The 25,934-nt window shown below is 45.0% G+C and carries 23 protein-coding genes; 19 read left to right on the top strand and 4 right to left on the bottom strand.

The window, feature by feature from the left end; genetic code table 11:
- Window positions 1-20: 20 nt before the first annotated feature.
- From HQQ92_RS12290 to panP, 10 genes are all read left to right on the top strand, one after another.
- Window positions 21-1,973 carry an OmcA/MtrC family decaheme c-type cytochrome gene (locus HQQ92_RS12290; protein ID WP_173245653.1) on the top strand — a complete coding sequence of 651 codons (1,953 nt, stop codon included), beginning with the start codon at window positions 21-23 and terminating at the stop codon, window positions 1,971-1,973.
- Window positions 1,974-2,041: 68 nt separating this feature from the next.
- The gene (gene mtrA / locus HQQ92_RS12295; protein ID WP_028760483.1) at window positions 2,042-3,043 is read left to right on the top strand and encodes a decaheme c-type cytochrome MtrA; all 1,002 of its coding nucleotides are present in this window, start codon (window positions 2,042-2,044) and stop codon (window positions 3,041-3,043) included.
- 12 nt (window positions 3,044-3,055) lie between these two features.
- Window positions 3,056-5,143 (top strand): MtrB/PioB family decaheme-associated outer membrane protein, encoded by a 2,088-nt coding sequence (locus HQQ92_RS12300; protein ID WP_173245655.1) that lies wholly within the window; start codon window positions 3,056-3,058, stop codon window positions 5,141-5,143.
- A 216-nt stretch (window positions 5,144-5,359) separates the two neighbouring features.
- Window positions 5,360-5,965 carry a hypothetical protein gene (locus HQQ92_RS12305; RefSeq protein ID WP_173245659.1) on the top strand — a complete coding sequence of 202 codons (606 nt, stop codon included), beginning with the start codon at window positions 5,360-5,362 and terminating at the stop codon, window positions 5,963-5,965.
- 110 nt (window positions 5,966-6,075) lie between these two features.
- Window positions 6,076-6,774, top strand: a complete 699-nt coding sequence (locus tag HQQ92_RS12310; RefSeq protein ID WP_173245662.1) for a uracil-DNA glycosylase family protein — start codon at window positions 6,076-6,078, stop codon at window positions 6,772-6,774.
- An 8-nt stretch (window positions 6,775-6,782) separates the two neighbouring features.
- On the top strand, window positions 6,783-8,021 hold the full coding sequence (locus tag HQQ92_RS12315) for a sugar diacid recognition domain-containing protein (protein WP_173245665.1): 1,239 nt from the start codon (window positions 6,783-6,785) through the stop codon (window positions 8,019-8,021).
- A 209-nt stretch (window positions 8,022-8,230) separates the two neighbouring features.
- Complete coding sequence (locus HQQ92_RS12320; RefSeq protein WP_173245669.1) at window positions 8,231-9,238, top strand: catalase family peroxidase; 1,008 nt, start codon at window positions 8,231-8,233, stop codon at window positions 9,236-9,238.
- Window positions 9,239-9,563: 325 nt separating this feature from the next.
- Entirely contained in the window at window positions 9,564-10,922 is a 1,359-nt protein-coding gene (locus HQQ92_RS12325) for a GntP family permease (RefSeq protein ID WP_173245672.1), read from the top strand.
- Window positions 10,923-11,154: 232 nt separating this feature from the next.
- Window positions 11,155-12,369 (top strand): glycerate kinase, encoded by a 1,215-nt coding sequence (locus tag HQQ92_RS12330; protein WP_105252951.1) that lies wholly within the window; start codon window positions 11,155-11,157, stop codon window positions 12,367-12,369.
- Between the two features lie 281 nt (window positions 12,370-12,650).
- Window positions 12,651-14,300, top strand: coding sequence for a pyridoxal-dependent aspartate 1-decarboxylase PanP (gene panP / locus HQQ92_RS12335; protein WP_173245675.1), 1,650 nt, complete (start codon window positions 12,651-12,653; stop codon window positions 14,298-14,300).
- Window positions 14,301-14,997: 697 nt separating this feature from the next.
- On the opposite strand, the gene HQQ92_RS12340 is transcribed toward panP, so the two are convergent.
- The gene (locus HQQ92_RS12340) at window positions 14,998-15,792 is read right to left on the bottom strand and encodes a hypothetical protein (RefSeq protein WP_173245677.1); all 795 of its coding nucleotides are present in this window, start codon (window positions 15,790-15,792) and stop codon (window positions 14,998-15,000) included.
- 1,049 nt (window positions 15,793-16,841) lie between these two features.
- Between HQQ92_RS12340 and HQQ92_RS12345 the strand changes: the two genes are divergently transcribed.
- From HQQ92_RS12345 to HQQ92_RS12385, 9 genes are all read left to right on the top strand, one after another.
- Window positions 16,842-17,216: a hypothetical protein gene (locus HQQ92_RS12345; RefSeq protein ID WP_173245680.1), complete on the top strand. Its 375-nt coding sequence runs from the start codon at window positions 16,842-16,844 to the stop codon at window positions 17,214-17,216.
- Between the two features lie 144 nt (window positions 17,217-17,360).
- Window positions 17,361-17,813: a hypothetical protein gene (locus HQQ92_RS12350; protein ID WP_105252957.1), complete on the top strand. Its 453-nt coding sequence runs from the start codon at window positions 17,361-17,363 to the stop codon at window positions 17,811-17,813.
- A gap of 353 nt (window positions 17,814-18,166) precedes the next feature.
- Window positions 18,167-18,475 (top strand): hypothetical protein, encoded by a 309-nt coding sequence (locus HQQ92_RS12355; RefSeq protein WP_105252958.1) that lies wholly within the window; start codon window positions 18,167-18,169, stop codon window positions 18,473-18,475.
- Window positions 18,476-18,532: 57 nt separating this feature from the next.
- Window positions 18,533-19,048: a ClbS/DfsB family four-helix bundle protein gene (locus HQQ92_RS12360; RefSeq protein ID WP_173245683.1), complete on the top strand. Its 516-nt coding sequence runs from the start codon at window positions 18,533-18,535 to the stop codon at window positions 19,046-19,048.
- Between the two features lie 30 nt (window positions 19,049-19,078).
- Window positions 19,079-19,735 carry a Vat family streptogramin A O-acetyltransferase gene (locus HQQ92_RS12365; RefSeq protein WP_028760498.1) on the top strand — a complete coding sequence of 219 codons (657 nt, stop codon included), beginning with the start codon at window positions 19,079-19,081 and terminating at the stop codon, window positions 19,733-19,735.
- Window positions 19,736-19,924: 189 nt separating this feature from the next.
- Window positions 19,925-20,761 carry an AraC family transcriptional regulator gene (locus HQQ92_RS12370; protein WP_173245687.1) on the top strand — a complete coding sequence of 279 codons (837 nt, stop codon included), beginning with the start codon at window positions 19,925-19,927 and terminating at the stop codon, window positions 20,759-20,761.
- A 125-nt stretch (window positions 20,762-20,886) separates the two neighbouring features.
- Window positions 20,887-21,726: an AzlC family ABC transporter permease gene (locus HQQ92_RS12375; RefSeq protein ID WP_173245690.1), complete on the top strand. Its 840-nt coding sequence runs from the start codon at window positions 20,887-20,889 to the stop codon at window positions 21,724-21,726.
- Window positions 21,723-22,025, top strand: a complete 303-nt coding sequence (locus tag HQQ92_RS12380) for an AzlD domain-containing protein (RefSeq protein WP_131525746.1) — start codon at window positions 21,723-21,725, stop codon at window positions 22,023-22,025. Before HQQ92_RS12375 ends, HQQ92_RS12380 begins: the two co-directional genes overlap by 4 nt.
- 717 nt (window positions 22,026-22,742) lie before the next feature.
- Window positions 22,743-24,035 carry an aerolysin family beta-barrel pore-forming toxin gene (locus HQQ92_RS12385; protein WP_173245693.1) on the top strand — a complete coding sequence of 431 codons (1,293 nt, stop codon included), beginning with the start codon at window positions 22,743-22,745 and terminating at the stop codon, window positions 24,033-24,035.
- Between the two features lie 117 nt (window positions 24,036-24,152).
- Here the strand turns inward: HQQ92_RS12385 and HQQ92_RS12390 are convergent, their stop codons facing one another.
- The 3 genes from HQQ92_RS12390 to HQQ92_RS12400 form a co-directional block, all read right to left on the bottom strand.
- Window positions 24,153-24,866: a YafY family protein gene (locus HQQ92_RS12390; RefSeq protein ID WP_028760503.1), complete on the bottom strand. Its 714-nt coding sequence runs from the start codon at window positions 24,864-24,866 to the stop codon at window positions 24,153-24,155.
- A gap of 109 nt (window positions 24,867-24,975) precedes the next feature.
- Window positions 24,976-25,425, bottom strand: a complete 450-nt coding sequence (locus HQQ92_RS12395) for a GyrI-like domain-containing protein (protein ID WP_173248657.1) — start codon at window positions 25,423-25,425, stop codon at window positions 24,976-24,978.
- 87 nt (window positions 25,426-25,512) lie between these two features.
- Window positions 25,513-25,896 carry a VOC family protein gene (locus tag HQQ92_RS12400; RefSeq protein WP_028760505.1) on the bottom strand — a complete coding sequence of 128 codons (384 nt, stop codon included), beginning with the start codon at window positions 25,894-25,896 and terminating at the stop codon, window positions 25,513-25,515.
- Window positions 25,897-25,934 lie beyond the last annotated feature (38 nt).

Genomic DNA, 25,934 nt, shown 5'->3' on the forward strand with positions numbered 1-25,934 from the left:
AAACCTATGCAGGGAAAAAAATGATGAACGCACAAACAACTAAAATCGCACTGCTGTTAGCAGCAAGTGCAGTCACTATGGCCTTAGCGGGCTGTGGTGGCAGCGATGGTAATGATGGTAATCCCGGTGAACCTGGTGGCGAACCTGCTCCAGCGATTCAAACCCTTAATTTCGCCTTTGACAAATCTGTCGTCACTAACGGTATTCCGAGTGTTGAGTTTACCGTCACTAACGAAAATGATTTACCCGTTGTTGGCCTACAAAAAATGCGTTTTGCCGCAGCACAATTAATCCCACAAGGCGCAACTGGTGCAGGTAATGCGTCACAATGGCAATACTTTGGTGATGAAACCTGTGATGTAGCTGCAACATGCCCAGGGACTTTCGTTGACAAGAAAAACGGTCACTACAGTTATACTTTTAGTATGAACCTGACCGCTAACACTAAAGTCACTTATAACGAACAGTTAGCTCAACGAGTATTAATCCGCGCTTATAACACTCCGCTTCCCGATGGTACTCAAGTACCAAACAGTAACGCCTTTGTCGACTTCACTGCCGATACTGGTGCACTGCCAACATACAGTCGCAAAATTGTCGCCACAGAAAGCTGTAATACTTGTCACCAAGATTTAGCCAATGTTAAACATGGCGGCGCGTATTCCGACGTTAATTACTGTGCAACTTGCCACACGGCCGGAAAAGTCGGTGTAGGTAAAGAGTTCAATGTTCTCGTTCACGCTAAACACAAAGACCTCACCTTAGGCTCATTAGAAAGCTGTCAAAGCTGTCACGCAGCAAATGAGGCTACGCCTGATTGGAGTAATTGGTCACGTATCCCAACTGCTGCCTCATGTGGAAGCTGCCATAGCGCAGTGGACTTTGCTGCTGGTAAAGGCCACTCACAACAACTAGATAACTCCAACTGTATCGCCTGTCATAACAGCGATTGGACTGCAGAACTGCACACAGGTAAGACTGCAGACAAAAAAGCCGTTATCGCTCAGTTAGGTATGTCAGCAGCACTTGCTGGTCAAGCTGATGATACTGCAGTATTAACCGTGTCTATCTTAGACAAAGATGGTAACGCAATTGATGCGGCAACCGTTCAAGATAAGATTAAACGTTTAGAGTCTGTTACCAACGTTGGCCCTAACTTCCCGATCATGGGCTACAATCCAAGTCCAGGTAGCGGTAAAGCGAAAATAGCGAAAGACTTAGTCAAAGATGGCGCACTGCAAGAAGGTGTAACCTTAGTTGACGGTAAATTGGTCTTTACAACACCCGCTCTACCTTTCGGTGCAGGCGATACTGATACCGCCTTTACCATTATCGGTTTAGAAGTGTGTAGCACTGGTACAAGCTTAACCGCATGTACCGCAGACAGCGCAACAACGAGCATGAAAGCTGAACTAGCTTTTGGCACTAAGTCTGGTAAAGCACCGAGCATGCGTCATGTTAACTCAGTTGAGTTTGGTACCTGTCAAGGTTGTCACGGTGATAGCTTCGAAATTCACAAAGGCCACCATGCGGGTTTTGTGATGACAGAACAGCTATCACATGCAAAAGATGCCAGCGGTAAGCCAATCGTCGGTGTGGATGCGTGTGTCGCTTGTCATACCCCTGATGGTACCTATGCAAGTGGTGCTAACAAAGGTGCGTTGGAGATGAAATTACACGTTGTTCATGGTAAACAAGGTGTCATCAAAGAATGTACCCAATGTCATAACGACTTCAACCTAGATGCATTCAAGGTCAAAGGCGCTCTGGCAACAACTGCGGGTAAATACACCACGCCAATCACTGCCACTTGTACTTCATGCCACGCGCCAGAATCTATTGGCCACGGCTTAGAAAATATGGGCGCGATTGTGAACGGTGATTATGTTCAAGCCAATCAAGCGGCGCAGTCAGAAACCTGTTTCTACTGTCACAAACCCACACCAACAGATCACACTCAGGTGAAGATGTAATTTGCCCAAGCAGGGGGAGTTCGCTCCCCCTTTCTTGAATTTTGTTGGGACAAATTGGGAAGCCTATTATGAAGAACAGCCTAAAAATGAAAAACCTACTGCCGGCACTTGTCATCTCCATGGCAATGTCTGCAGTGATGTCTTTATGCATCACACCGAGTGCACACGCCTCAAAGTGGGATGACAAAATGACTCCAGAACAAGTCGAAGCCACCTTAGATAAGAAGTTTGCCGAAGGCAGCTACTCCCCTAAAGGTGCCGATTCTTGTTTGATGTGCCACAAAAAATCTGAAAAAGTGATGGACCTCTTCAAAGGTGTTCATGGCGCCATTGATTCATCAAAGAGCCCAATGGCTGGCCTGCAATGTGAAGCCTGTCATGGTCCTATGGGTCAACACAATAAAGGCGGCAACGAGCCGATGATCACTTTTGGTAAGCAATCGACCTTAAGTGCAGAAAAACAAAACAGTGTCTGTATGAGCTGTCACCAAGATGATAAACGCGTATCTTGGAACGGTAGTCACCATGACAATGCCGATGTCGCTTGTGCCTCATGCCACCAAGTGCATGTCGCAAAAGATCCTGTGTTATCAAAAAACACCGAAATGGAAGTCTGTACTAGCTGCCACACTAAGCAAAAAGCAGATATGAATAAACGCTCGAGTCACCCACTAAAATGGGCTCAAATGACCTGTAGCGATTGTCATAATCCCCATGGGAGCATGACAGATTCCGATCTAAACAAGCCTAGCATTAACGAAACCTGTTACTCCTGCCACGCCGAGAAACGCGGCCCAAAACTGTGGGAACATGCACCCGTCACTGAGAACTGTGTGACTTGCCACAATCCTCACGGCAGTGTGAATGATGCCATGTTGAAAACCCGCGCACCGCAGCTGTGTCAGCAATGTCACGCTAGCGATGGCCACGCCAGCAATGCTTACTTAGGTAACACTGGTTTAGGTTCAAACGTCGGCGACAATGCCTTTACGGGTGGAAGAAGCTGTTTAAATTGCCACAGTCAGGTCCATGGTTCAAACCATCCATCTGGCAAGCTATTACAGCGCTAAGGAGACGAGAAAATGAAATTTAAACTCAATTTGATCACTCTGGCGTTACTAGCAAACACAGGTTTTGCAATAGCGGCCGACGGGTATGGCCTAGCCAATGCCAATACAGAAAAAGTCAAAATGTCCGCTTGGAGCTGTAAAGGCTGCGTTGTTGAAACGGGTACATCTGGCACTGTGGGTGTTGGCGTGGGTTACAACAGCGAAGAGGATATTCGCTCGGCGAATGCCTTTGGGACTTCAAACGAAGTTGCAGGTAAATTTGATGCCGATGTCACCTTCCGTGGTGAGAAAGGCTATCAAGCCAGCGTTGAAGCTTATCAACTGGGCATGGATGGTGGCCGTTTAGATGTCAATGCGGGCAAACAGGGCCAGTATAATGTCAATGTAAACTATCGCCAAATCGCCACTTACAATAGTAATAGCGCCTTAACGCCCTACTCTGGTGTCGGCAGCGATAATTTAACCTTGCCAGACAACTGGGTAACTGCGGGTTCAAGCAGCCAGATGCCGTTACTGATGGACAACCTAAATGCCTTAGAACTGTCGCTCAAACGTGAGCGCACAGGGTTAGGTTTTGACTATCAAGGTGAATCGCTGTGGAGTACGCATGTGAGCTACATGCGTGAAGAAAAAACCGGCTTGAAAAAAACATCAGGTGGATTCTTTAACCAATCCATGATGTTAGCTGAGCCAGTTGATTACACCACTGACTCCATTGAAGCTGGCATTAAACTAAAAGGCGATCGTTGGTTCACTGCACTTAACTACAATGGCTCAATTTTTAAGAACGAGTACAACCAGTTAAACTTCGACAGTGCCTTCAATCCGACCTTTGGTGCTCAAACCTCTGGCACACTCGCCCTTGACCCTGACAACCAGTCACACACAGTGTCGCTCATGGGTCAATACAACGACAATACCAATGTGTTAACAGGTCGTGTGCTTGCGGGACAAATGAGTCAAGACCAAGCATTAGTCACTTCAGGCTATGGCTATCAAGTGCCGACAGAGGCCGTTGATGCCAAAGTTGACCTCACAGGGTTAAACTTAAAAGTCGTCAGTAAAGTGACTAACTCACTGCGCTTAAGTGGTAGCTACGACTATAGCGACCGTGATAACAATACTCAAATTGAAGAGTGGACCCAAGTCAGCATCAACAATGTCAATGGTAAGGTGGCCTATAACACCCCTTACGATAACACTAGCCAACGCTTCAAAGTGGCGGCGGATTATCGTATTACCCATGGACTGAAGCTTGATGGCGGCTATGACTTCAAACGTGACGACCGTAATTATCAAGACCGTGAAACCACGGATGAAAATACTGTTTGGGCACGTTTGCGCGTTAACAGCTTTGAAACTTGGGATATGTGGGTTAAGGGCAGTTACGGTCAGCGTGATGGCTCGCAATATCAAGCTTCTGAATGGACATCTTCTGAAACCAACAGCCTGTTACGTAAGTACAATCTGGCTAACCGCGACAGAACCCAGATTGAAGCTCGAGTCACCCACTCGCCAATCGACAGCTTGACCATAGATTTCGGTGCCCGTTACGCATTAGATGACTACTCTGACACAGTTATTGGCTTAACTGAGTCAAAAGACACCAGTTATGATGCCAACATCAGCTACATGATCACCGATGATTTACTGGCGACAGCCTTCTACAACTACCAAATCATTGAGTCTGAACAAGCGGGAAGCAGTAATTACAGCACCCCAACATGGACAGGATTCATTGAAGACAATGTAGATGTGGTCGGGGCGGGCCTGAGCTACAACAACTTGCTTGAGAACAAGTTACGCATGGGATTGGATTACACTTATTCAAACTCCGACAGTAACACTCAAGTCAGACAAGGTATCACAGGCGACTATGGCGATTATTTTGCCAAAGTGCACAACATTAACTTATATGCTCAATATCAAGCCACCGAGAAAATGGCGCTGCGCTTGGATTATAAAATTGAGAATTATAAAGACAATGATGCCGCCAATGATATCGCCGTCGATGGGATCTGGAACGTCGTAGGCTTTGGCAGCAATAGCCATGACTACACAGCGCAAATGATCATGCTGAGCATGAGTTACAAACTCTAATCGATACTGTTCATAACACGAAAAGCCCGCATTTTGCGGGCTTTTGTTTAAGTGCAGCAGGATCTTTTAAAGCGATAACGTCATGGCAGATAAACGTAAAAATCTTGAATAAGATCAGACTCTGGCGCGAAAGTCCGCCCATAAAAACCTTAATCCTTGAGTTTTGGCTCACTTTAGCGGATCTTAATTCAATCTTTTAGTTAATCCTCTGAGCCCATGCGTATTTATTCTTCACTCTCCCAATCTCAGTGGCTGTTATCAATTCAAGCACTATTGGGGCTAAGCCTATTACCCTTACCCGCCATGGCGTTCGACCCTTCGGGTGGCGCAGCGAGCCTATTTATCATTTTAGGCCTAGGTGGTTTTACCTTAATCAATCTGTTTCTACAGGGCTTATTCTTTTTTGCGGGTCAGTACCGTAGCGCCACTTTTGCCAAACGCCATGTATTAAGCGCACTAATAATGCCATTAATTGCCATTGCGTTAGCCATTTATGATCATAGAGGTTGGAGTGATTTCGCCCTTAACTTAGGTATTATCTGTGTCGGTATTGGACTGATTTTATTGCCACTACAGCTTTGCCAAATCGATAAGCCCACCAATCGCAATGCTGATTGGATCATCAGCCTAGGGGCATTATTTATCTTAGCTTTGAGCTATGTGATTGCCCCCTTAGCCCTCTTTACGATTGTGCTGGCCCACATTTGTTTGGCTTCAAGCCCAAATCAAATTCCTAAGATATTAAGTTATATCAGTTTAATCCTTGGCTATTCTCTTTTTGGCTACTGGGCATATCAAACAGTGATGATGCTCCAATCCTGATTGAAAATGAATGAGCAACGATAAAATTAGCGATTAAATTGACTAAGATGAATCTCACTAAAGCGCCATCGCCACTTTGCGTAACTGTATCACCATCATGCTCAGCATCAATGGCCAAACTGCTGGCCAAAATCAGCGCCTGTACTTTATGTCAGGCCCATTTACCCTTAGCGCCCAAGCCGATATTACAGGCCAGTACCCAAGCGCGGATTTTGATTGCAGGCCAAGCTCCGGGCGTGAAAACCCACCATAAAGGCATACCTTTTGACGATGCCAGCGGTGAACGGCTGCGCACTTGGTTGAATGTCACGCGGGAGCAATTCTACGACCCCAATCTTTTTGCCATTATCCCTATGGGATTTTGTTTTCCGGGCAGTATCGAAAAAAACGGTAAAAAGCAGGGTGATAAACCACCGCGCCCCGAATGTGCTGCCACTTGGCATCAGGCCTTGCTCGCCCTAATGCCGCAAATAGAGCTAATTGTGATCCTCGGCCAATATGCCATCGACTATCATCTACCGCGCGAATCGTCCGAGGCCGTAAACCCCACTTTGCCGATCACTGAGCCTCAAACAACCAGCAGTAAAATTTCGACCAGCGCTAAAGTAATAGCCATCCCCAAACTGAAACCAATAACAGTGACCCAAGCATGCGCGCAATGGCAGCAATATTGGCCTAAGTATCTTGTCTTGCCGCACCCAAGCCCGCGTAATAATCTTTGGCTTAAGCAGCATCCTGAGTTTGAACGCGATATGCTACCCAGATTAAGAATGCGTATTGCATCCCTATTAAACCTTCAACCCCACTAGGCGCCTGTATGTATCTACTTGATTCTGCCATCGCGAAGCAAATTGTGAGCCGCACAATGAAAATCATTGGCCACAATATCAATGTGATGAACGGCCAAGGGGTGATTTTAGGCTCAGGCGACCCTAAGCGTATAGGATCAACCCACGAAGGCGCGCTGCTGGCGATTGCCCAAAATCGCAATGTGGAGATCAGTCAAGAAGTCGCCTCAGGGCTGCATGGCGTTAAGCCAGGCATCAATTTACCCTTACATTATCAAGGACAAATCATAGGTGTTGTCGGCATTACCGGTGATCCACGTGAGCTCACCCATTATGGTGAGTTACTTAAAATGACCGCCGAAATGATTGTTGAACAAGCCAACCTGCAGGATAAATTGCAATGGGAGAATCGCCAGCGTGAAGAGTTTATTCTGCAACTGATCAAAGCTGAAACCGATGATGCACAGTTGCACCGCTGGGCAAAACAGCTCGACATTGATATCAGCCTGCCAAGAGTCGCGGCCATTATTGAGATCAGCGAGAAAAACATCCAGAAACACCATTTAAAAACCGACACCACCTCATCGGCCTTGTACTTAGCTGAGGCATCCACTCAGCCCGCCGATGAACGCAGCCCCAGAGTCAGTGAAACCCTCAAGCAAGTGCTGCATCTATTGCAATATCCTGACCGTGGTAACTTGATTGCCATGACCTCAATGTCGCAGTTGGTGATCCTAAAGCCTGCTTTTTTAGATGGAAAACAATGGGATCCTGAGCTTGAAAATCAGCGTATCGATAAGCTATTGCAGCGCTTACCCGCCCAAATGGATTTAAACTTTAAAATTGCTCTAGGCCATTTCTTCCCGGAAAAAGGCGGGATAGCGCGCTCCTATCACACGGCTCAAGAAACCTTGGCACTCGGTAAGCAGCTCAATGCAGAAGGGAATAAATACCTGTTTGAAGATTATTCCCTACAAGTGTTACTTGCAGGGCTAAAACATGACTGGCGCGGTCAGGCGCTGGCAACGCCCTACCAGCAACTCGCCAAGGCGGATAAAAACGGCCAATTACGCAAAACCTTAGCGGCTTACATCACCCACTTTGGCGATGCACAGCAATGCGCGAATGCCCTGTTTATTCATCGCAATACACTGAGATATCGCCTTGATAAAATTCAGCAAATCACCCAAGCCGACATTCAATCCCTGCATGGATTATTAAGCCTGTATCTTGGGCAATTAATTGATACTTCGACTCGCTTAACTTAACGCTCAAATGACTTAGCAACTCAACAGATTAGCTAGAAAAAAGCCCGCAGATGACGGCGCCGACCTGATGGCCAGATCAATTGAGTAAAACTTAGCCTGTACTAAAAAATTAATTGAAAGATTTATACCGTATCCCCTTTCCTATCCTTTCATATAGTATCGCGTCGATATGCTAGCGCTCTCGACTTAGTCCATTGAAAGGAATGATAATGACCTCAATCAAACTGACTTTACTCGCCAAAGCTTGTCTCATTAGCGGCTTAGCGCTGACTTCACCTTCGTTAATCGCGGCCGAGAAAACCATTCCCGAACTGGTCGATGCCGTCAACGGCACACCCGATGCGGCAAGTCGCGAGGCGGGTAAAAATGTCAAACTGCGTAATCACACTAAGGGATTTTGTACCTCGGGCAGTTTTAAACCGAATCCACAATTACAACAAACGTTGGCAATTCCATTTTTTAATCAAGATAGTATCAAGGTCACAGCCCGCTTTTCCCTCGGCGGTACAAATCCGCAGATCTCAGATAAAACCGCTGGGCGCTTTATGTCACTCAAAATTGACGGCGATAAAGAAAATCTTAACTTTGTCACCACTAACGTTCCCGTTTTCTTTGCCAAAAATCTCGAAGAGTTTTTTAACTTTCAGACCAAAGTGAAACAAGGTCCTGAAGGTAAACAGTGGCTTATTGATAATCAACCCAGCGCCAAAGCTTTTTTCGACTACGTTAAACAGTTGCCTCCCAGCCCAAGTTTTGCCAACAGCCGCTACTTTGGTGTAAATAGTTTCCTGTTCAGCACGCAAAAAAACAGTGTTCAACAAGGTGAAACAGTCGCGGGTAAATGGATTTTTGAACCTGTCGCAGGTACTGCCGCGCTGTCAGCCAGTGAACTTGCCAATCTCAGTGATGATTTTTTAAAGGCGGAATTACTCGAGCGCATTAAAACCCAGCCAGCACAATGGAACCTTTATATTCAACTCGCCGAAATGGGGGATGAGATTAATGACCCAACTGTGATCTGGCCTGAAACTCGCCAGCGTTTACTGGTAGGCCAAGTGATGATTAACGGTGAGCGAGACAGCGATCCCCAAGTGCAACAGTGTGATAAAGGCATATTTAACCCACTGTTATTGCCTAAGGGCATTACTGCATCTGCTGATCCGATACTCAATGCCCGCACCGCAGCCTATGTAGAATCCTTTATTCGTCGTCAATAAAGAGTCGAGTTAAGTCCCTCCTGTTTAGGATTGGCAAATAGCCCTATTTGCCAATCCTTATCGACAAGCGCCTCCCTTACCGACAAAACGCCTCCTCCTGCATTCGAATTCACCTAAGCATTTTTGTGCATGAGCACAAAAATGGCGAAACATAACGCGGTAATTCCGTGGATTTAGCCAAAGCTATTCAAACATACCTGCACAATAATAGGATGACCTTAAAGCAGCCCTCATTTGGACTCAGGCCCAAATAAGCACTGCGCCCTACAATATAAGTCAAAAAACTTACTCAAAAACTTCAGCCAAGAACTGAACGGGACAAACTATGAACTTAGTGCTTATTCTCATCGGCGTGATTGCATTTATTGTTATCGCGACCTCCAAATTTAAACTCCACCCCTTTTTAACCTTAATTCTGGCCGCCTTTATCGCGGCCTTCGCCTATGGCTTGCCGAGCGGGGAAATCGCTAAAACCATTACCACAGGGTTTGGCAATATTTTAGGCTATATCGGCTTAGTAATCGTCTTAGGCACTATCATAGGGATTATTCTGGAAAAAAGCGGCGCCGCCATCACCATGGCCGATGTGGTGATCAAGATATTAGGTAAACGCTTCCCGACACTCACTATGTCAATTATCGGTTATCTCGTGTCTATTCCAGTCTTTTGTGACTCGGGTTTTGTGATCTTAAACTCACTGAAACAATCGATGGCGAACCGCATGAAGGTCTCTAGTGTCTCCATGAGCGTTGCCTTAGCCACAGGTCTGTACGCCACTCACACCTTTGTACCGCCAACGCCAGGCCCTATCGCCGCCGCAGGCAACTTAGGTTTAGAGTCCAACTTAGGCTTAGTGATCGGTGTGGGTCTCTTTGTGGCCGCCGTTGCGGCACTCGCGGGTATGTTATGGGCAAACCGCTTTGCCGATGTTGAGCCCGATGGTGAAGGCGCAGAAGAACTTAAAGCGCAGGCCAGTGACTATGAAACGCTGAAAAAAAGCTATGGCACGTTACCAAGTCCATTAAAAGCTTTCGCACCGATTTTTGTGCCTATCGTATTAATTTGTTTAGGTTCTATCGCTAACTTCCCTTCAGCGCCTTTGGGTAAAGAAGCTGTGTTTGATGCGCTCGTGTTCCTTGGTCAGCCTGTTAATGCCCTGATGATTGGCCTGTTTTTATCCCTGCTGCTGTTAAAGGGTGAGAATAAGATCAGCGAATTTAGCGAACGCATCAGCCAAGGGCTCGTCACTGCCGCGCCGATTATTTTAATCACAGGTGCAGGCGGTGCCTTTGGTGCGGTATTAAAAGCCACGCCTATCGGTGACTTTTTGGGCACATCACTGTCGGCACTGGGTATCGGTATCTTCATGCCATTTATCGTCGCTGCCGCGCTTAAGTCAGCGCAGGGTTCATCGACGGTAGCGTTAGTCGCAACCTCTGCACTGGTTGCGCCTATGCTTGGCGATATTGGTCTTGGTAGCGATATGGGCCGAGTGTTAACAGTAATGGCGATTGGCGCAGGTGCGATGACCGTTTCCCACGCCAATGACAGCTTCTTTTGGGTCGTCACCCAATTTAGCCGCATGAGCGTCAAACAAGCCTATAAAGCCCAAACTATGGCGACCCTAATCCAAGGTGTAACGTCCATGGTAACTGTGTATGTGCTAAGCCTAGTGTTGCTCTAATATTAATGAGTTCTTGATTCAATATTGTCCCTTGGGCACATACTGTGCCCAAGATATAGTTCTGTTATACGCCCTAATAATTGCAACAGATTAATGTGCCAGTGATGGATATAAATTCCTTTATATCACCTCAGTTTTAGCACAGGGATGTTGCTGCGCCCAACGTAAGTGGCCTTGGGTTTAGTGTTCAACATTTAGCCCTGTTTTATCCCATTTAGCTGTAGGATTTTTAATGAAAATAGTTATCGCCCCCGACTCATTTAAAGAAAGCTTAAGCGCGCTCGAAGTGGCCAACGCCATAGAACAAGGCTTAAAACAAGTGATCCCCGACTGCGACATAGTCAAAATACCCGTTGCCGATGGTGGCGAAGGCACAGTGCAATCTATGGTGGACGCCACGGGCGGCAGTATTGTCAGCTTAGAAGTCATGGGGCCACTGGGACATAGAGTGCAAGCACACTATGGCATTCTTGGTGAAGGTATTCTCAGCGCTGCGATCAATACAAGTTCTGCTTCAGTTTCACGTGCAGATCCAACGAACAAATCGCCACATCGAGGCGCGATTGCCGTGATTGAAATGGCCTCAGCGTCTGGGCTACACCATGTGCCGAGGGAGCAACGTAACCCGCTGCTTACCACAAGTTATGGCACGGGCGAGCTAATTTGTGATGCGCTTAATCGGGGGATAAAGCACATCATTTTGGGGCTAGGCGGCAGTGCCACCAACGATGGCGGCGCGGGTATGGCCCAAGCGCTGGATATTTTATTGCTTGATGGCCAAGGTAAAACGCTACCTTCTGGCGGCGCAGCGCTGGCGAAACTCACCCAAATCGATATATCAAACGCTCATCCACTCTTACGTGAGTGCAGCTTCGAAGTTGCCTGCGATGTTGACAATCCACTGTGTGGCGAACGCGGCGCATCGGCAATTTTTGGTCCGCAAAAAGGTGCGACGCCCGAGATGGTTAAGCAGCTAGATGCCGCGCTTGCCCATTATGCCAATGTGATTGCTCGCAATGGCATTAGCGATCACCGCGATCATGCCGGAGCTGGTGCTGCTGGCGGTATGGGTCTTGGCGTGATGGCTTTTTTAAATGCCGAGCTTAAACCTGGGGTTGAGATTGTAATGCAAACCGTTGGCCTTGCGGACAAAATCCGTGGTGCCGATTTAGTGATCACAGGTGAAGGCCGCATCGATGGTCAAACCGTGTTTGGTAAAACCCCAATGGGCGTGTTAAAGCAAGCCAAACTGCAGGGCATTCCCACTATCGGTATCGCGGGCTGCCTCGGTGAAAACGCCAATGCCATATTGGATCACGGTATGGCGGCTATCTTCCCTATCATCCCGCACTTAAGTCCACTTGATGATGTACTGGCCAATGCCAAGCTAAACCTTTGCAATACCGCCCGAAATATCGGCGCGGTACTCATGTTAGGCCAACGCTAATACTGGAACTAATACTTAAGTAATTCCCTCTGTTTAATGATTTGAAGAAAGGCGCCATAACGGCGCCTTTGCTTATTTAGGCCGCAACGCTTTGGTAATACCAAATTTTAGTGCTTGATGCCTAAAAGGCCTTGCAGTAAAGTGAGCTCCCTTTTTAGTATTCCGCTGATTGAAAATTTGAGAGTCACTGATCGCGCATCACTGGTCGAAAGTCACTGGTCCGTTATACTCTTCGAGCAAATTTGCGGTTTCACTATAAAAATTAATAGACGGCAAGCCCCATGACCCAGAAACTCCCTCGCCAAGCCACAGCATCCGAAGAAAGTCTGCTCCGCATTTTTACTGCACCGGAAGATGCAGGATCAACGCTGAGTATTATCGAGCAGAAGCTCTCCGAGGACTTAGCAGGCTTTTTGGGTGACAGTATCGCCGCGCTCGAAAAACCCTTGTCGGAAATTGAAACCGATTTTCAAGCCTTTGAGATCCCAACTCAGCCGCGTTTTGTCTCCGATTACACCGACGAAATTATGCAGAATCTGGTGGCGCATTCTGTACACACAGCAGCACCGAGTTTTATCGGCCACATGACGTCGGCACTGCCCTACTTTGTGTTGCCGCTGTCGAAAATGATGGTGGGACTGAATCAAAATCTGGTCAAAATTGAAACCTCAAAGGCATTTACGCCGCTTGAGCGTCAAGTGCTCGGCATGATGCACCATTTGATTTACGACCAAGATACGGATTTTTATCAAAGCTGGATGCACAGCGCCAATCATTCCCTCGGCGCATTTTGCTCCGGCGGCACGGTTGCCAACATCACGGCCCTGTGGATTGCCCGTAACCAATTATTGAAGGCCGATGGCGAGTTTAAAGGCGTCAGCCGCGAAGGTTTACTCAAGGCACTGCGCCACTATGGCTATGACGATTTAGCGATTTTAGTCTCGGAGCGCGGTCACTATTCGCTAGGCAAAGCCGTCGATCTGCTTGGTATCGGTCGTGACAATATCATCAGCATTCCCACGGGCATCGATAACAAGGTCGATGTCGCGAAAATGCGCCAAGCCGCCCTTGAACTTGCCAGTAAAAACATCAAAGTGTTGGCGATTGTTGGTGTGGCTGGCACCACTGAAACCGGTAATGTTGACCCACTGACAGAGTTAGCGGCGCTGGCAAAAGAGTTAAATTGTCATTTCCATGTAGATGCGGCGTGGGGCGGAGCAAGTTTATTATCCAATAAATACCGCCACTTACTCGCAGGTATCGAACTTGCCGATTCAGTGACCATTGATGCCCACAAACAAATGTACGTGCCCATGGGCGCGGGCATGGTGTTATTTAAAGACCCAGAGTTCGCCCACGCCATCGCCCATCACGCCGAATATATTCTGCGCCGTGGTTCAAAGGATCTCGGCAGCCAAACGCTGGAAGGCTCACGCCCCGGCATGGCGATGTTAGTGCACGCTTGCTTGCAAATCATCGGCCGCGATGGGTATGAAATCTTAATCAACAACAGCCTTGAAAAAGCGCGTTATTTTGCAGAGCAAATCAAAGCCCATAAGGATTTTGAACTGGTTACTGAACCAGAACTGTGTCTGCTGACTTATCGTTATGTCCCTGCCAGCGTCCAAGCCGCCATGCAGTTTGCTATTGAGCAAGCTGACACAGTAAAACTTGCGCACTTTAACGAGCTGCTCGATGGCCTCACTCAGTTTATTCAAAAGCACCAACGCGAACAGGGTAAATCCTTCGTCTCCCGCACCCGCATTCAACCCGCGCGCTACTTTAGACAACCCACAGTGGTTTTTCGAGTGGTATTAGCTAATCCTTTGACTAGCCATGAGATCCTTAATCAAGTGCTTATCGAGCAAGGTGAAATTGCCACATTAGATAAAGAGTTCTTACCTGCGCTATTAGCTATGGTCAATGAATAGCGAGCGAGTTGGCATAAGCTTTAAATCTTATTTAAATCCAGAGTGTTAATCAAAAACAGCCGCAAATATTTGCGGCTGTTTTTGTTTGTTGAGCTAAATTTGCGGAAAGCTTGATGAAATAACAAAGATTAAAGGTTTATGTACAGTCGTAGATACGCCGAATTCCATTGCTTCCGTGACACGCCGTAAAGCCATCCATGGCGGCTCTGCGATGATATCCATATCATCGAAGGTCACGTCCGCAATCGAATTCGGCTTAGCAAATCTCGGTGTAATTTGCGGCAACGTTTTAAAAAGATGGAAGTTTAGCTATTGCGCTTGTTCTACCCCTTAATCAATTAAACGACGAACAGACGGGACGCGATTAACGCCACAAACACGCCGACAGCAATCGCCACAAAAGTTAAGCATGGTTTTCCCCTTGGGATACGCTGCCTCACGGCGGGCTAACGTGCCAACGCTTCACAGCGTTGGCTAAATACGCTTATAGGTACACGAAGATTTTAGGCAGGAGAAAAGCGTACCCGTTAACGGGTACGTGAGTGATTATGGTTGAATTATATCTTTAATTATTTTTTTCTTTTGAGCGTCTATATTACCCACAACCATAAAAAATGTGTCTTTAGTGCTAAAATTTTGTCTAAATATGTCATCCCCGACAGTTAAAAAACTTAACTCTCTATTAGAGTAAGATAATTTATTGATTACCTCTCCAATGTTCCGTATAAGAATTAACATTTTTTGATATATCATAACTTGATATACTTTCATATTCTACGGTACTAAACTCCTCTAATGAAAGGGCTCTACTTTTATAAACTGCATAGCTTTTATTCAATGTGTAATGTTCAGTAGCAACCCTTAAACCAAGAGACTCAAGCAGTTCAAAAATCGCATCATCAAACTCGCGAATAATATCAAATTTATCTTTAATGCTTACACTTCCAAGCCGAACAACACCAGTTCCTAAGCTACCTCCACGACCATAAATTCTGGCAAAGGAACTTTGACTAAATAAATTGTCAAAAAAATCCCTATATAGAACTTCAACATCATTTATGTCTGATGTAAATTCAAATTTATTTGGTTTGTTTTTTGGGAATAAAAGATTGTAAAAAGAGTTAAAGCTAACAATCTTTACATCACTATCCAATAGTTTACTATCCAACTCTTCAGTAATTATTTTTCGATGATGAAAATAATTGCTATAAGTATTTTGTGATATTGATATTTTAATTTGATACTGAGTTTCCTCACTTTTATGCAAGAGAGCTGCTAGTGCAAGTAATGCAACTGTAGCCTTCGCCACATCAATTGGAAAACTGAATAGACTGGTAAAATAGGAAAAGCAGATGTTTGAGGCACACAGCTTAGAGTCATATTCCAAAACATCATTAATTATTATCGAGATTGATGACATGGTAAATATAATCAAACCAATAATAAAAATAATTTGAAAAGGCCTGTAGTCTTTTAGTTTTACTGTGCTCATAAATGTATAATAGTAGGTTGGTTTTACTAATGTTAATCATATGAACAAACTTAATCAATGAACTATTTTTCTTAGTTTATGTGCACAATTTAACTATTTCTATTTTGCCTCCTTGAATATTTCCTTTACTACCTGATTGGTATTCATATCCTTCATCACATTATCCAATGGAACCAGCTTCGCCAGCACATTGGGGCTGATATCCATTTCTGCGGCCATCATACGGCGGTCGGCGGCGCGGCTTTGGCGACCACAGCGAATAATGGTCGCATTACCTAATGCGGATTTGTCGGATTTGGCGATAATTTAAAGAGACACCCATTGTTAAATGTCTAAAAGTGGTTGTAAGCATTACTCGGTTTACTTTGCATGACTTGCAAACAACACAATAGCAGAAGGAGTTCACCTTCCCCTCGGAGTTGCCGCAGGGCGAATAGACAAATTGCGTGAGTCTTGCCATGGATGGCAAGCTAGCTTTCGCAGGTGCAGGAATGCATCCTTCGGAAGCGATAGCAAATTTGGCAATGAGCACAAGGGGCTTTCAACTCCGTTGGGGCGTCTTGGAGCATCCAAGGAGGATAGGACGAGCAGTCCTCCTTGGTCAGGTGTGGGGTGAAGCCCCACGACCTTGTTTTGTTTTTTATGCCACGACAGAAAAGAGTGAGGACACCCACATGTTTTTAAGATTAAAAATGAATATATGCCCTGATGTACCGACTTGAAAAGGGAAACTGATAGTGCGGGAACTGGCTAAAAAGGTACCCAGGAATTAACGAAATTAAGCACTCTTATGGAAGTGGCCGTTGGCGGCATGGCCGCTCATTCATATCTGACCCATAGGAGTAGGGGGAATATCACTATTATGTCGGGAACATAATTGACCATGTGACCGTGGCATTCGCGCATCCATATGCAGTAGATGCCGCCGTCGACCCCTCTGGGATGACTTTTATTATTTAAGCAGAGCGTGTCACTGGAATGAGAGTGCTTAATTGTGTCGCTGAATTTATAGTTTCAACATCAACACATCACTATATCAAGGAACGACTATGTACTTTATTGCAGCTTTTGGTCTATTGATGTTGTTATTAAGCCTAGTGATGGTTGTAAAACCTGCGTCTTTCTCGAAGGGTATTATTTCATTTAGCGAGCAGCCCTACTTCCATATTGCTGAAGTGTTTAGCCGAGTTATTGCGGGTCTCATTTTTACCCATTACTCAACCGATACTCAGTTTCCACAGACCATTTTTGCGATAGGTATTGTATTGTTCAGTGTTGGAATGGGCTTGGCGTTAACGCCTCCAAGGTTACATAGGAAGTTTGCGCTATTGTCTGCTCAATACTTCAACAATAAATTCCGTTTAATTGGTCTATTTTCCATCCCGTTATCTTTGTTACTTATCTATTCTGCTGTTGGCGCCTAAAAAATAGTATGCAATCCAACAACAAGGATTTTGTCACAATAATTTAGTTTTAGCTAAAGCATCGCCACTTGTAAAAAACAATGCTAAGGTAATGATTCGTATAACAAGTATAGCTTTCTAAGCAGAATCTGTCGGAGAAAAAGGATGTTTATCAGATATATTTTAATGCTCACTGCCGTGCTGCTATGCCTTTACCCTGTTTGGGGATTAGTGAGCCCAGCAAGCTACTTGCAGGAGATATTAGAGGTTTATCCCGATGCGGAACAAGCCAGTCATACTCAAGTACGAATTACGGCGGCTATTTTATGGATAAGCAATCTGACGCTATCATTTGCGTTACTATTTATTGCAAAATTCATTAAAAAACCTCAAACGTACAAATTCGCGAAAATATCGTCTATCGCATTAATTATCTATCCATTTATTCTGACGATAACAGAGGCAATTTCTCACAGTATTCTATACCGCCACCTAGAACATCCTACGTTGACAATCGAGTTTTCAGCGCAAAAAATGTTCTATTTCGTATTTGGCCTGATCATTCTGGGAATTTATCAATCCCAACAAGAGTACAAACGCGCCAAAGAAAATGGTTAATTTATCAACACACTTTAGGGAAAAACCATTGAAGTTCTTTATCTCTTTTATCTTTGCTTTTCTTGGCTCAAAATTATTATTCAAATACTTCGATTTTCACTACGAAATTTTTAGCGACCCTTTTGATCCATTGAAATTTATTATTGATACGGGGGTGTTCGTTGTTATTTTTATATCAACACAGATACTGTATGAAAAATATTGGGAAAAACGAATAAACAAGAACAGACATAATTCCCCCAACTAATGCACATAGGGATAATGCGCAGAGGGATCATGAATAATATATGCTGTTAACACGCTCACAAGCGCTAAGCGACCAATCGAAACCAAATAGGAACTGAAAACTTTATATGCGAAAAAACATTCTCCCACTGATAATGCTAAGTCTTGGCGCATTGCCTCTATATGCTCCAGCACAGGACACCAGCGCGTTATGGGGCAAAAAATACGTTGAAGTGAAATCGAGTTTATTGGCAGCTGGCTGGGTATTAGCGCCCGTAGCAGAAGATGAAACGCCAATGACAGAAGATTACCCTGAAATAACCTGTGGTAACGGCGCGATGGCCATTTGCTCTGTCGGCTTTAAGCGAGAAAAAACTACGCTTGCCTTAGTAGTTGAGTCTATTGAACAAGTGCTTGTTGTGACAGGTGAATACTAAATAGCCCAATAGATGATGTTAAACTCAGCCTAAGCATCTAATGTAAACGAGGTAGTGATGTCATCTGTCCCCCAATCAAAACAAGAACTTGAATTGGCTATTTACTCAGTTTTCCCCAAATTGATGGCTGACTATCGTTCAATCCCAACCCAAATGTCCCGTGTGTGCAGCATAGAAGGAAACATCAAAGGTACACAAATTAGTGTAAGTGATACCGTCGCTTACCTTATTGGTTGGGGTAAATTAGTGCTCAAATGGTACGAGTTAACATCGCAAGCACTCCCCGTTGATTTTCCCGATACGGGTTATAAATGGAATCAACTGGGATTATTAGCAGAGCGATTTCATCATGAATATAGCCAATGGCAATATACTGATTTACTTGATGAATATGAAATTACAATGGAAAAACTATCAACGCTGATTGCAAGTCTCAGTGATCAGCAACTGTACGGCATAACTTGGTACGATAAATGGACTCTGGGCCGTATGATCCAGTTCAACACTTACTCCCCGATGAAGAATATACGTACCAAAGTACGACGATTCAAAAAAGACAATGCATTACCCTAGTAAACAACTCTTTTAAGCACGGAGGTATTCATGCCAAGTACCCACACTCACCCGCAGTTAGGTCCAAATCCCAACGATAAAGCGCCGATGAAAGGCTTTCCCCAGGTTGGCTTTCTTAAAAATTTTATTTCCCGCGAGAACATTATCGTCGGTGATTACACTTATTATGACGATCCAGCAGGTCCTGAGAGGTTCGAGTCGAATGTACTTTATCACTTTGACTTTATTGGCGATAAACTGAATATCGGTAAATTCTGCGCCATTGCGAAAGACGTGAAATTCATTATGAATGGCGCTAATCATCAAGTATCTGGCTTCTCGACTTATCCTTTTTATATCTTCGGCAATGGCTGGGAGAAAGCGGCGCCCAAGCCCGAAGATTTACCTTTTAAGGGCGACTCCTGTATCGGTAACGACGTATGGATTGGTTATAACGCCACTATCATGCCTGGGGTGAAAATTGGCCACGGCGCCATTGTTGCCAGTCAATCCGTAGTAACAAAAGATGTACCACCCTACGCTGTGGTTGGCGGTAATCCTGCCACAGTGATCAAGCTGAGATTCGAGCAAACTGTGATAGATGAGCTTGTTGCCATCGCTTGGTGGGATTGGCCGATAGAGAAAATAACTCAACACCTAGAGGCTATCGCGGGTGCAGAACTCACAACATTACAGCAGGCGACCTAAATAACGCCTATCGCGAGCAAGACTAAACAAAAAATCTTAAGCGACAAGCATTAAGCAACACATATTAAAAAAACGCCATTAAACGCAAACAAAATCCTATATGCGCAATTTTGTACAAAAGCACTGAGGGTTTCTGGGTTACTATCAGGCACAACCCGCCCATTTATACACTAAACACGGAGGCCTAGTGTGAACACAGAACATGCGGCCTACCAGATTGCCGATGAATTAGGTGGCCTCGAGTTACTCAATGCCCACTACCATAAACAAAACTTTAGTCGGCACACCCACGAAGGTTACACAGTCGGCGTTATTGAAACGGGGGCGCAGCGTTTTTATCGCACGGGTGGCAACCATGTGGCGCCAAAGCACAGCATCATTCTCGTCAACGCCGACGAAGTCCATAATGGTTGTAGCGCCACCGAGGGCGGTTGGTCCTATCGTGCCATGTATCCAGTACCCGCACAGTTTGCCAATATTAACAGTGAGCTAGCATCAAACCGCGGTGCACCCTATTTCCCTGAGCCCGTAGTGTACGATCCTGAATTAGCCGAATTACTGCGCTTCACCTTTACGACTTTAGATACATCGGACAATCGCTTACTGCGCGAAAGCTTAGTCTATTCAAGCTTGACGCAGTTGATGGCGCGCCATGGCAAGCATCGTCCAAGCGACAACTTCGCGGCAATAGCTAAGCCTTCATTAGCACTGGTGAAATCCTTTATCGACGATCATCCCGCGGCCGATATCTCCCTTGAAGAACTGGCAACGCTTGCAGGATTAAGCCCCTATTATTTACTCAAACAATTTCAGCGTTATTACGGCTTACCGCCCCACGCTTACCAAATTCAGGCAAGAGTGAGACTCGCCAAAGGAAAAATCAAACAAGGCTCACGGCTGCTCGATGTCGCCCTCGATTGTGGTTTTCACGATCAAAGTCACTTGAATCGACATTTTAAGAAGACAGTCGGTGTTACGCCAGGGCAATTTGCCAAAGAAATAGGCCGCAATATTATCCAAGCCTAAACAACCACTTTAAGTTAATCTGTCATGCTCATTCTTGCTTTCTCCTCGATTGACTAAGCAAGCAATCTTATCAAAGCATTTATTGTTTAACAGCAACCCCGTCGCCGCTATTTTTAGGAGCCAAAGTGACCACCGACAAGCTTATAAAACCTGATGTTTATCCTGTGCATCCCACAAAATCCAAGGCATTTTTAAAAGGCACCTTGGCCATGATGCCGTTGACGATAGCGGTTGTACCTTGGGGCATTTTAGCCGGCTCCTTCGCCATTGAGGTTGGGCTAACGCCCATTGAGAGCCAAGCCATGTCGGCGATTATCTTTGCGGGCGCGGCTCAATTAGTGGCGCTCGGCATGGTGAAAGCCGGTATTGGTCTGTGGAGTATCTTAATTACGACATTACTCATCACCTCACGCCACCTGTTATATGCAATGGCGATGCGCAGTCAAATCAGTCCGTTGCCGTTAAAGTGGCGCCTAACATTGGGCTTTTTACTCACAGATGAACTGTTTGCCATCGCCAATCAAGGCAAGTTACATAAGTTCGACCCTTGGTACGCCCTTGGCGGCGGTTTGAGTTTCTATATCGGTTGGAACATAGCCACACTACTTGGCATAGTGGCGGGCAATGCGATCGAGAATTTAGATGAGATGGGATTAGATTTTGCCATCGCAGCCACCTTCATCGCTCTGGTCGTTCCTACCATAAAAAAACCATCGATTCTCGTCTGTGTATTAGTCTCGCTCACCCTTGCAGTGGTATGCGCCGTTTTTAAAATTCAAGCGGGACTGCTCATTGCCGCCATTGCGGGAATGACGGCAGGTGTACTTTACGCCAAAGTGACCAAGGAAGCGGAACGCGCGGAACAATCCGCCAGTCAGTTAGCAAGCGCACAGACCAAAACAGAAGTGGATACTGGAGTTGGGACTGACATTAAGACAAAAACATTGTCAGGAGAAAAAGCATGATTTGGTTAATGATCTTTTCAATGGCGGCGGTTGTGTTTATCAGTCGTCATTTACTACTTGAGCCTAAACTACCGCTGCGATTAAGTAAGGGCACCCAGACCTTTTTAAGTTACTCGGCCCCTGCGGTACTCACTGCGATCTTTGCGCCCATAGTGTTTGTGCAGGAAGGTCAGCTCGATCTGAGCCTAGACAACAGCTATCTCATCTGCGCCGTAGTCGCTACAGTGTTGGCGCTCGTCACCCGTAATACCTTGCTAACCACAGTGCTGAGTATGGGACTGTTTTTCTTTATCCACTAAGTCAACAAAGAGTCAGTGCTCAGCAACGGCACTGACTCTTGCATCAATCACTTACACTGTCCCTACCACTCTTTTACACAGCCTAACCCCCTCTGAGACATCGCCCCCTAGAAAATCACTTCCACGTTAACTTGATCTTCCACAATCTTCATGTATTTAGGCTCTTATGTCTGTGCAACTAACAGTATCGGCTTTAACGGTATTTCACACATCGACGATAATGGAAGAGTGATGATATTTATCAGCAATAACAAAGACTCAAACAATAAAAACAAAATACTTAACCTAACTATATTCAAACTATTTAGTCTCTAAAACGTCCATTCAGAAATGTTATTTACAGCATCTATTACGGCACTAATCTCAGTATTTTTCTCGGTATAGTTCTCGGAATGAAGAGTCCATTTAAAAGTTTTACATAATAAAATGCCGCATAAATATTAATCCACATTCAAAAAACCAACCCACTAAAAATTAAAGTAAATACACTATATTATAAAGTTCTAAATACCGTTTAAGAATAAAGTAATTAACATTTTTTAACCAGATTAAAACACACCTTAAATTAATTCATTTTTATTTTGTTTAATAAAAATAAAAGTGCTAGTTTTTAGATGTGCCTAGCAGTAATGATTATTTATATGATTTAGAACTACATATAATTGCCATCGGCGCTCTCAATGAAAGGACGTATTTTATTAAAATAAAGGAACAATCATGAGAACAAAATCTAGCCTGGGTATATTAACGTTATCCTGTTTAACCGCACTTGGAACTGTTTCTTTGTTGGCCGAAGCTGCTATTCCGAATACTATTCCAAAACTGTCAATGGTAGAACACGCTGCCCCTGATCTTGATTCGCTTAAAAATGATGCAATTAACGACCCCTCGTTTATCAGTTCGTTATTCTCCTTAGGACACCATCTTGGATATGCATGGGCTGGCGGTACAGCATCCCAGTATGTTGGTGAAGACATCGAAGTCAGAAGAGAATCGAGCAACGAATACTGTCTTAGAGCCCGCTATAACGGCAATGATCCTTATGCAAGCGGCTACAGAGCGAATGAACGTTTGAAGGTAAATTTACAAAATATTCATTTCGTCACTAATCCTCAAAGTCTAAAGTTAGGTTCACCTCAAGTTTATGATCGTGAGGCTATTTATACTGCTCCTGTGGTTATCTATAACTGGGGCGATACCGAAGATACCGGTGTGGCCACCCTAAACTATGATTACACCACTAGCTGGGCCAAAACCGATAATTTCTCCTTCTCCGAGAAAATTGGCGTAACCAATAAATATGAAGTGGGTATTCCAGGAATAGGTGGAGCGAGTTCTGAAATCAGCGCCGAATTTTCTGCCAGCCAAGGTTGGAGTGAAACCGACGGCAAAAGTACAACGATTTCGAGTCAGGCGCAGTACCGCGCAATTATGCCGCCTCGCAGCAAACGTTATATCTCAATCACCCTATTTAAACAAAAGGCGGATGTCCCATACACCTCAAGTTTATATATGATGTACGATATAAAATATGAGAACTTCTTAAAATGGGGAGGTAATGCGCATATTAATCATCCGACAAATAGACCTAACTTCCCTTACACCTTTGGCGGAGCGAATGCGAATAATCTAAATGGGCCAGAAGCCTTAGTCGATCAATATCTTCATCAAGATATAAATGGTTATGGTGTATGGGATTGGCCTGCAGCGATTAATTCGGCACAGTCAAAAAGTGGGTTTGAGTGGCAATTGGCTAATATTGTTAGACAACATGGCGCACCTATCAACGGTAAATTTACCGCAATAGATTCGAGTCAATTTAATATCGATGCCAGTGAATCCTATCCACTAACGGATGAAGACATTGCTAATCGTCCTAAAAGCGCTCAAAAATTAGGACTGAGTCGCAATATTCAGGTTGCCGTCGGCGAGCTCCAAAACAATGATGAAGATGGATTAATCAAAAAACTGAATATTTCGCAATCAAGTGAAGTCATGTTAAACAATTAAAAACGGTGAGCTTAGGCTCTCAATAACTACTATGACACCAGTATCAGAGAGATCTCGATACACCTAGCGAATTACTAGAAAGTTACTAGGCAAATTAAAAATGTAATACAAAGCCACTCATTCGAGTGGCTTTTCTTTCGCTTCTGCTCGCGCCTTTGATTGCTCATCCATCAGGCAAATATAATCTTCAAGCTCTTGCCCAAGAGTGAGATCAAAATGACGGTTTAACCGCACAAGACCTGTGATGCGATCGACCCTGAAATTACGAAAATCAGCACGTAGCTCACACCATGTCAGTAAGGTCCAAGTACCACGCCAAAAATAGATGGCGAGCGGCCTAACTTCCCGCTCGGTGACATCCAGTTTGACGTCTTGATAGAAGAGTTTGACGTATTCGCGGCGCTGAGCCGCATTACGGAGGGGATCGAGGAATTGAAACTCATTGGAGTCGAGGTAAAAGTCCGGTGAAAACATCAAGGATTGATAGGCTTGTAGTCGTTTTGGTAGTACGGCTTCGACTTTGATCATCGCCTGCCTCGCTGCGCTACCAAGCTCCTTACCACCCCAAGTTTGCACCATACGCATGCCAACTTGAATCGCTTCCAGTTCGGCTTCGTTAAACATCAAGGGCGGAACATTGACCTCATGGCGCAACAAATAGCCGACACCCGCCTCCCCTTCAATGGGAATGCCACTTAAACACAAATCCTGCACATCACGGTAAATCGTGCGTGTAGAAACCTCTAACCGCTCAGCCAACTCTTGGGCTGTGGTTAAGCGTTTATGTTTAAGAATTTGCACTATTTGAAATAGGCGATCGGCGCGGCGCATTAGCTCTGGTTTAACCCTTTATCTATCAATCAATTGATTAAGTATTATTACCCTAGGTCAATCGCTGGTATGTCCTTGAATACACACTTGAGTGTTTTTACGATTTGAATCATAAAATCCCGATATAGATCTCAACCTCAGTAGCACTAAGATAGACTTCAAAATCCGTTTGATAGCGTCGCTGATGAGAGCAATCAGCCGCGCTAAAATAACCCCACACTTGTCCCCAGAGATCGATAACACACTGGGGCATATCACCCTGAGCTGTGAATTTAAGGTACTTGCCCGCGTTAAGCTCCAATGGCGTAAAATGACTTGCATCAACAGGGGCATCAATTGCCTTACCCACCAGCACAGAAAACTCGCCATTCATGTCTGACTCATAGTCATAATACACGCCATACATGGGCGAATTGAGCATAGCGGTGAGCTGGGATGATTCAAAAAAGGCTTGCCACAGACTACCTATTCTCGCGCTATCGACAGACATTTCTGCCCGATTATTCGTGCGGGTGCTTAGTCCAAGTAACGGTCGAGCATCAATATAAACCACATCCATCTTTGTTTCTTCCATAGAAATCTAAACCAATAGGTTAATGTTAGCGTCGTGCCTAAGGGCACGACGCTAACAATTTAACACTCGAAACTACTTATCCTTAGACCACAGACCGACTTTATTGCCTTCACTATCGGCAAATAACGCGATGTAACCACACTCTCCACCATTAATCGGCGTCACTGGCAGCAAAATATTCACATTGGCGGCAGCGAGTTTATCCACTAGCGGTTGTAAGTGGGTGCTGAAATGCAAATACACTGTGCTGCCCTGCATTGACGGCTGACTCATACTGCACTTGACTAGCCCTATGCTCGCCGCACTCGCATCCTCAGTGACTATGCTCGCATATTCCATGTCTTCCATATCGTCACGTTTAAACTCAACCCCAAAATGCTGTTGATAAAAAGCAATGGCACGGTTCATGTCACTGACAGGAATTTCACCCCAAACTAACGGTGCAATAGATAACATTTTCACTTTCTCCTTGTTGAAAAAATATCAATGATTCA

The sequence above is a fragment of the Shewanella sp. DC2-4 genome (assembly GCF_013248875.1).
GTDB classification, from domain to species: domain Bacteria; phylum Pseudomonadota; class Gammaproteobacteria; order Enterobacterales; family Shewanellaceae; genus Shewanella; species Shewanella oncorhynchi.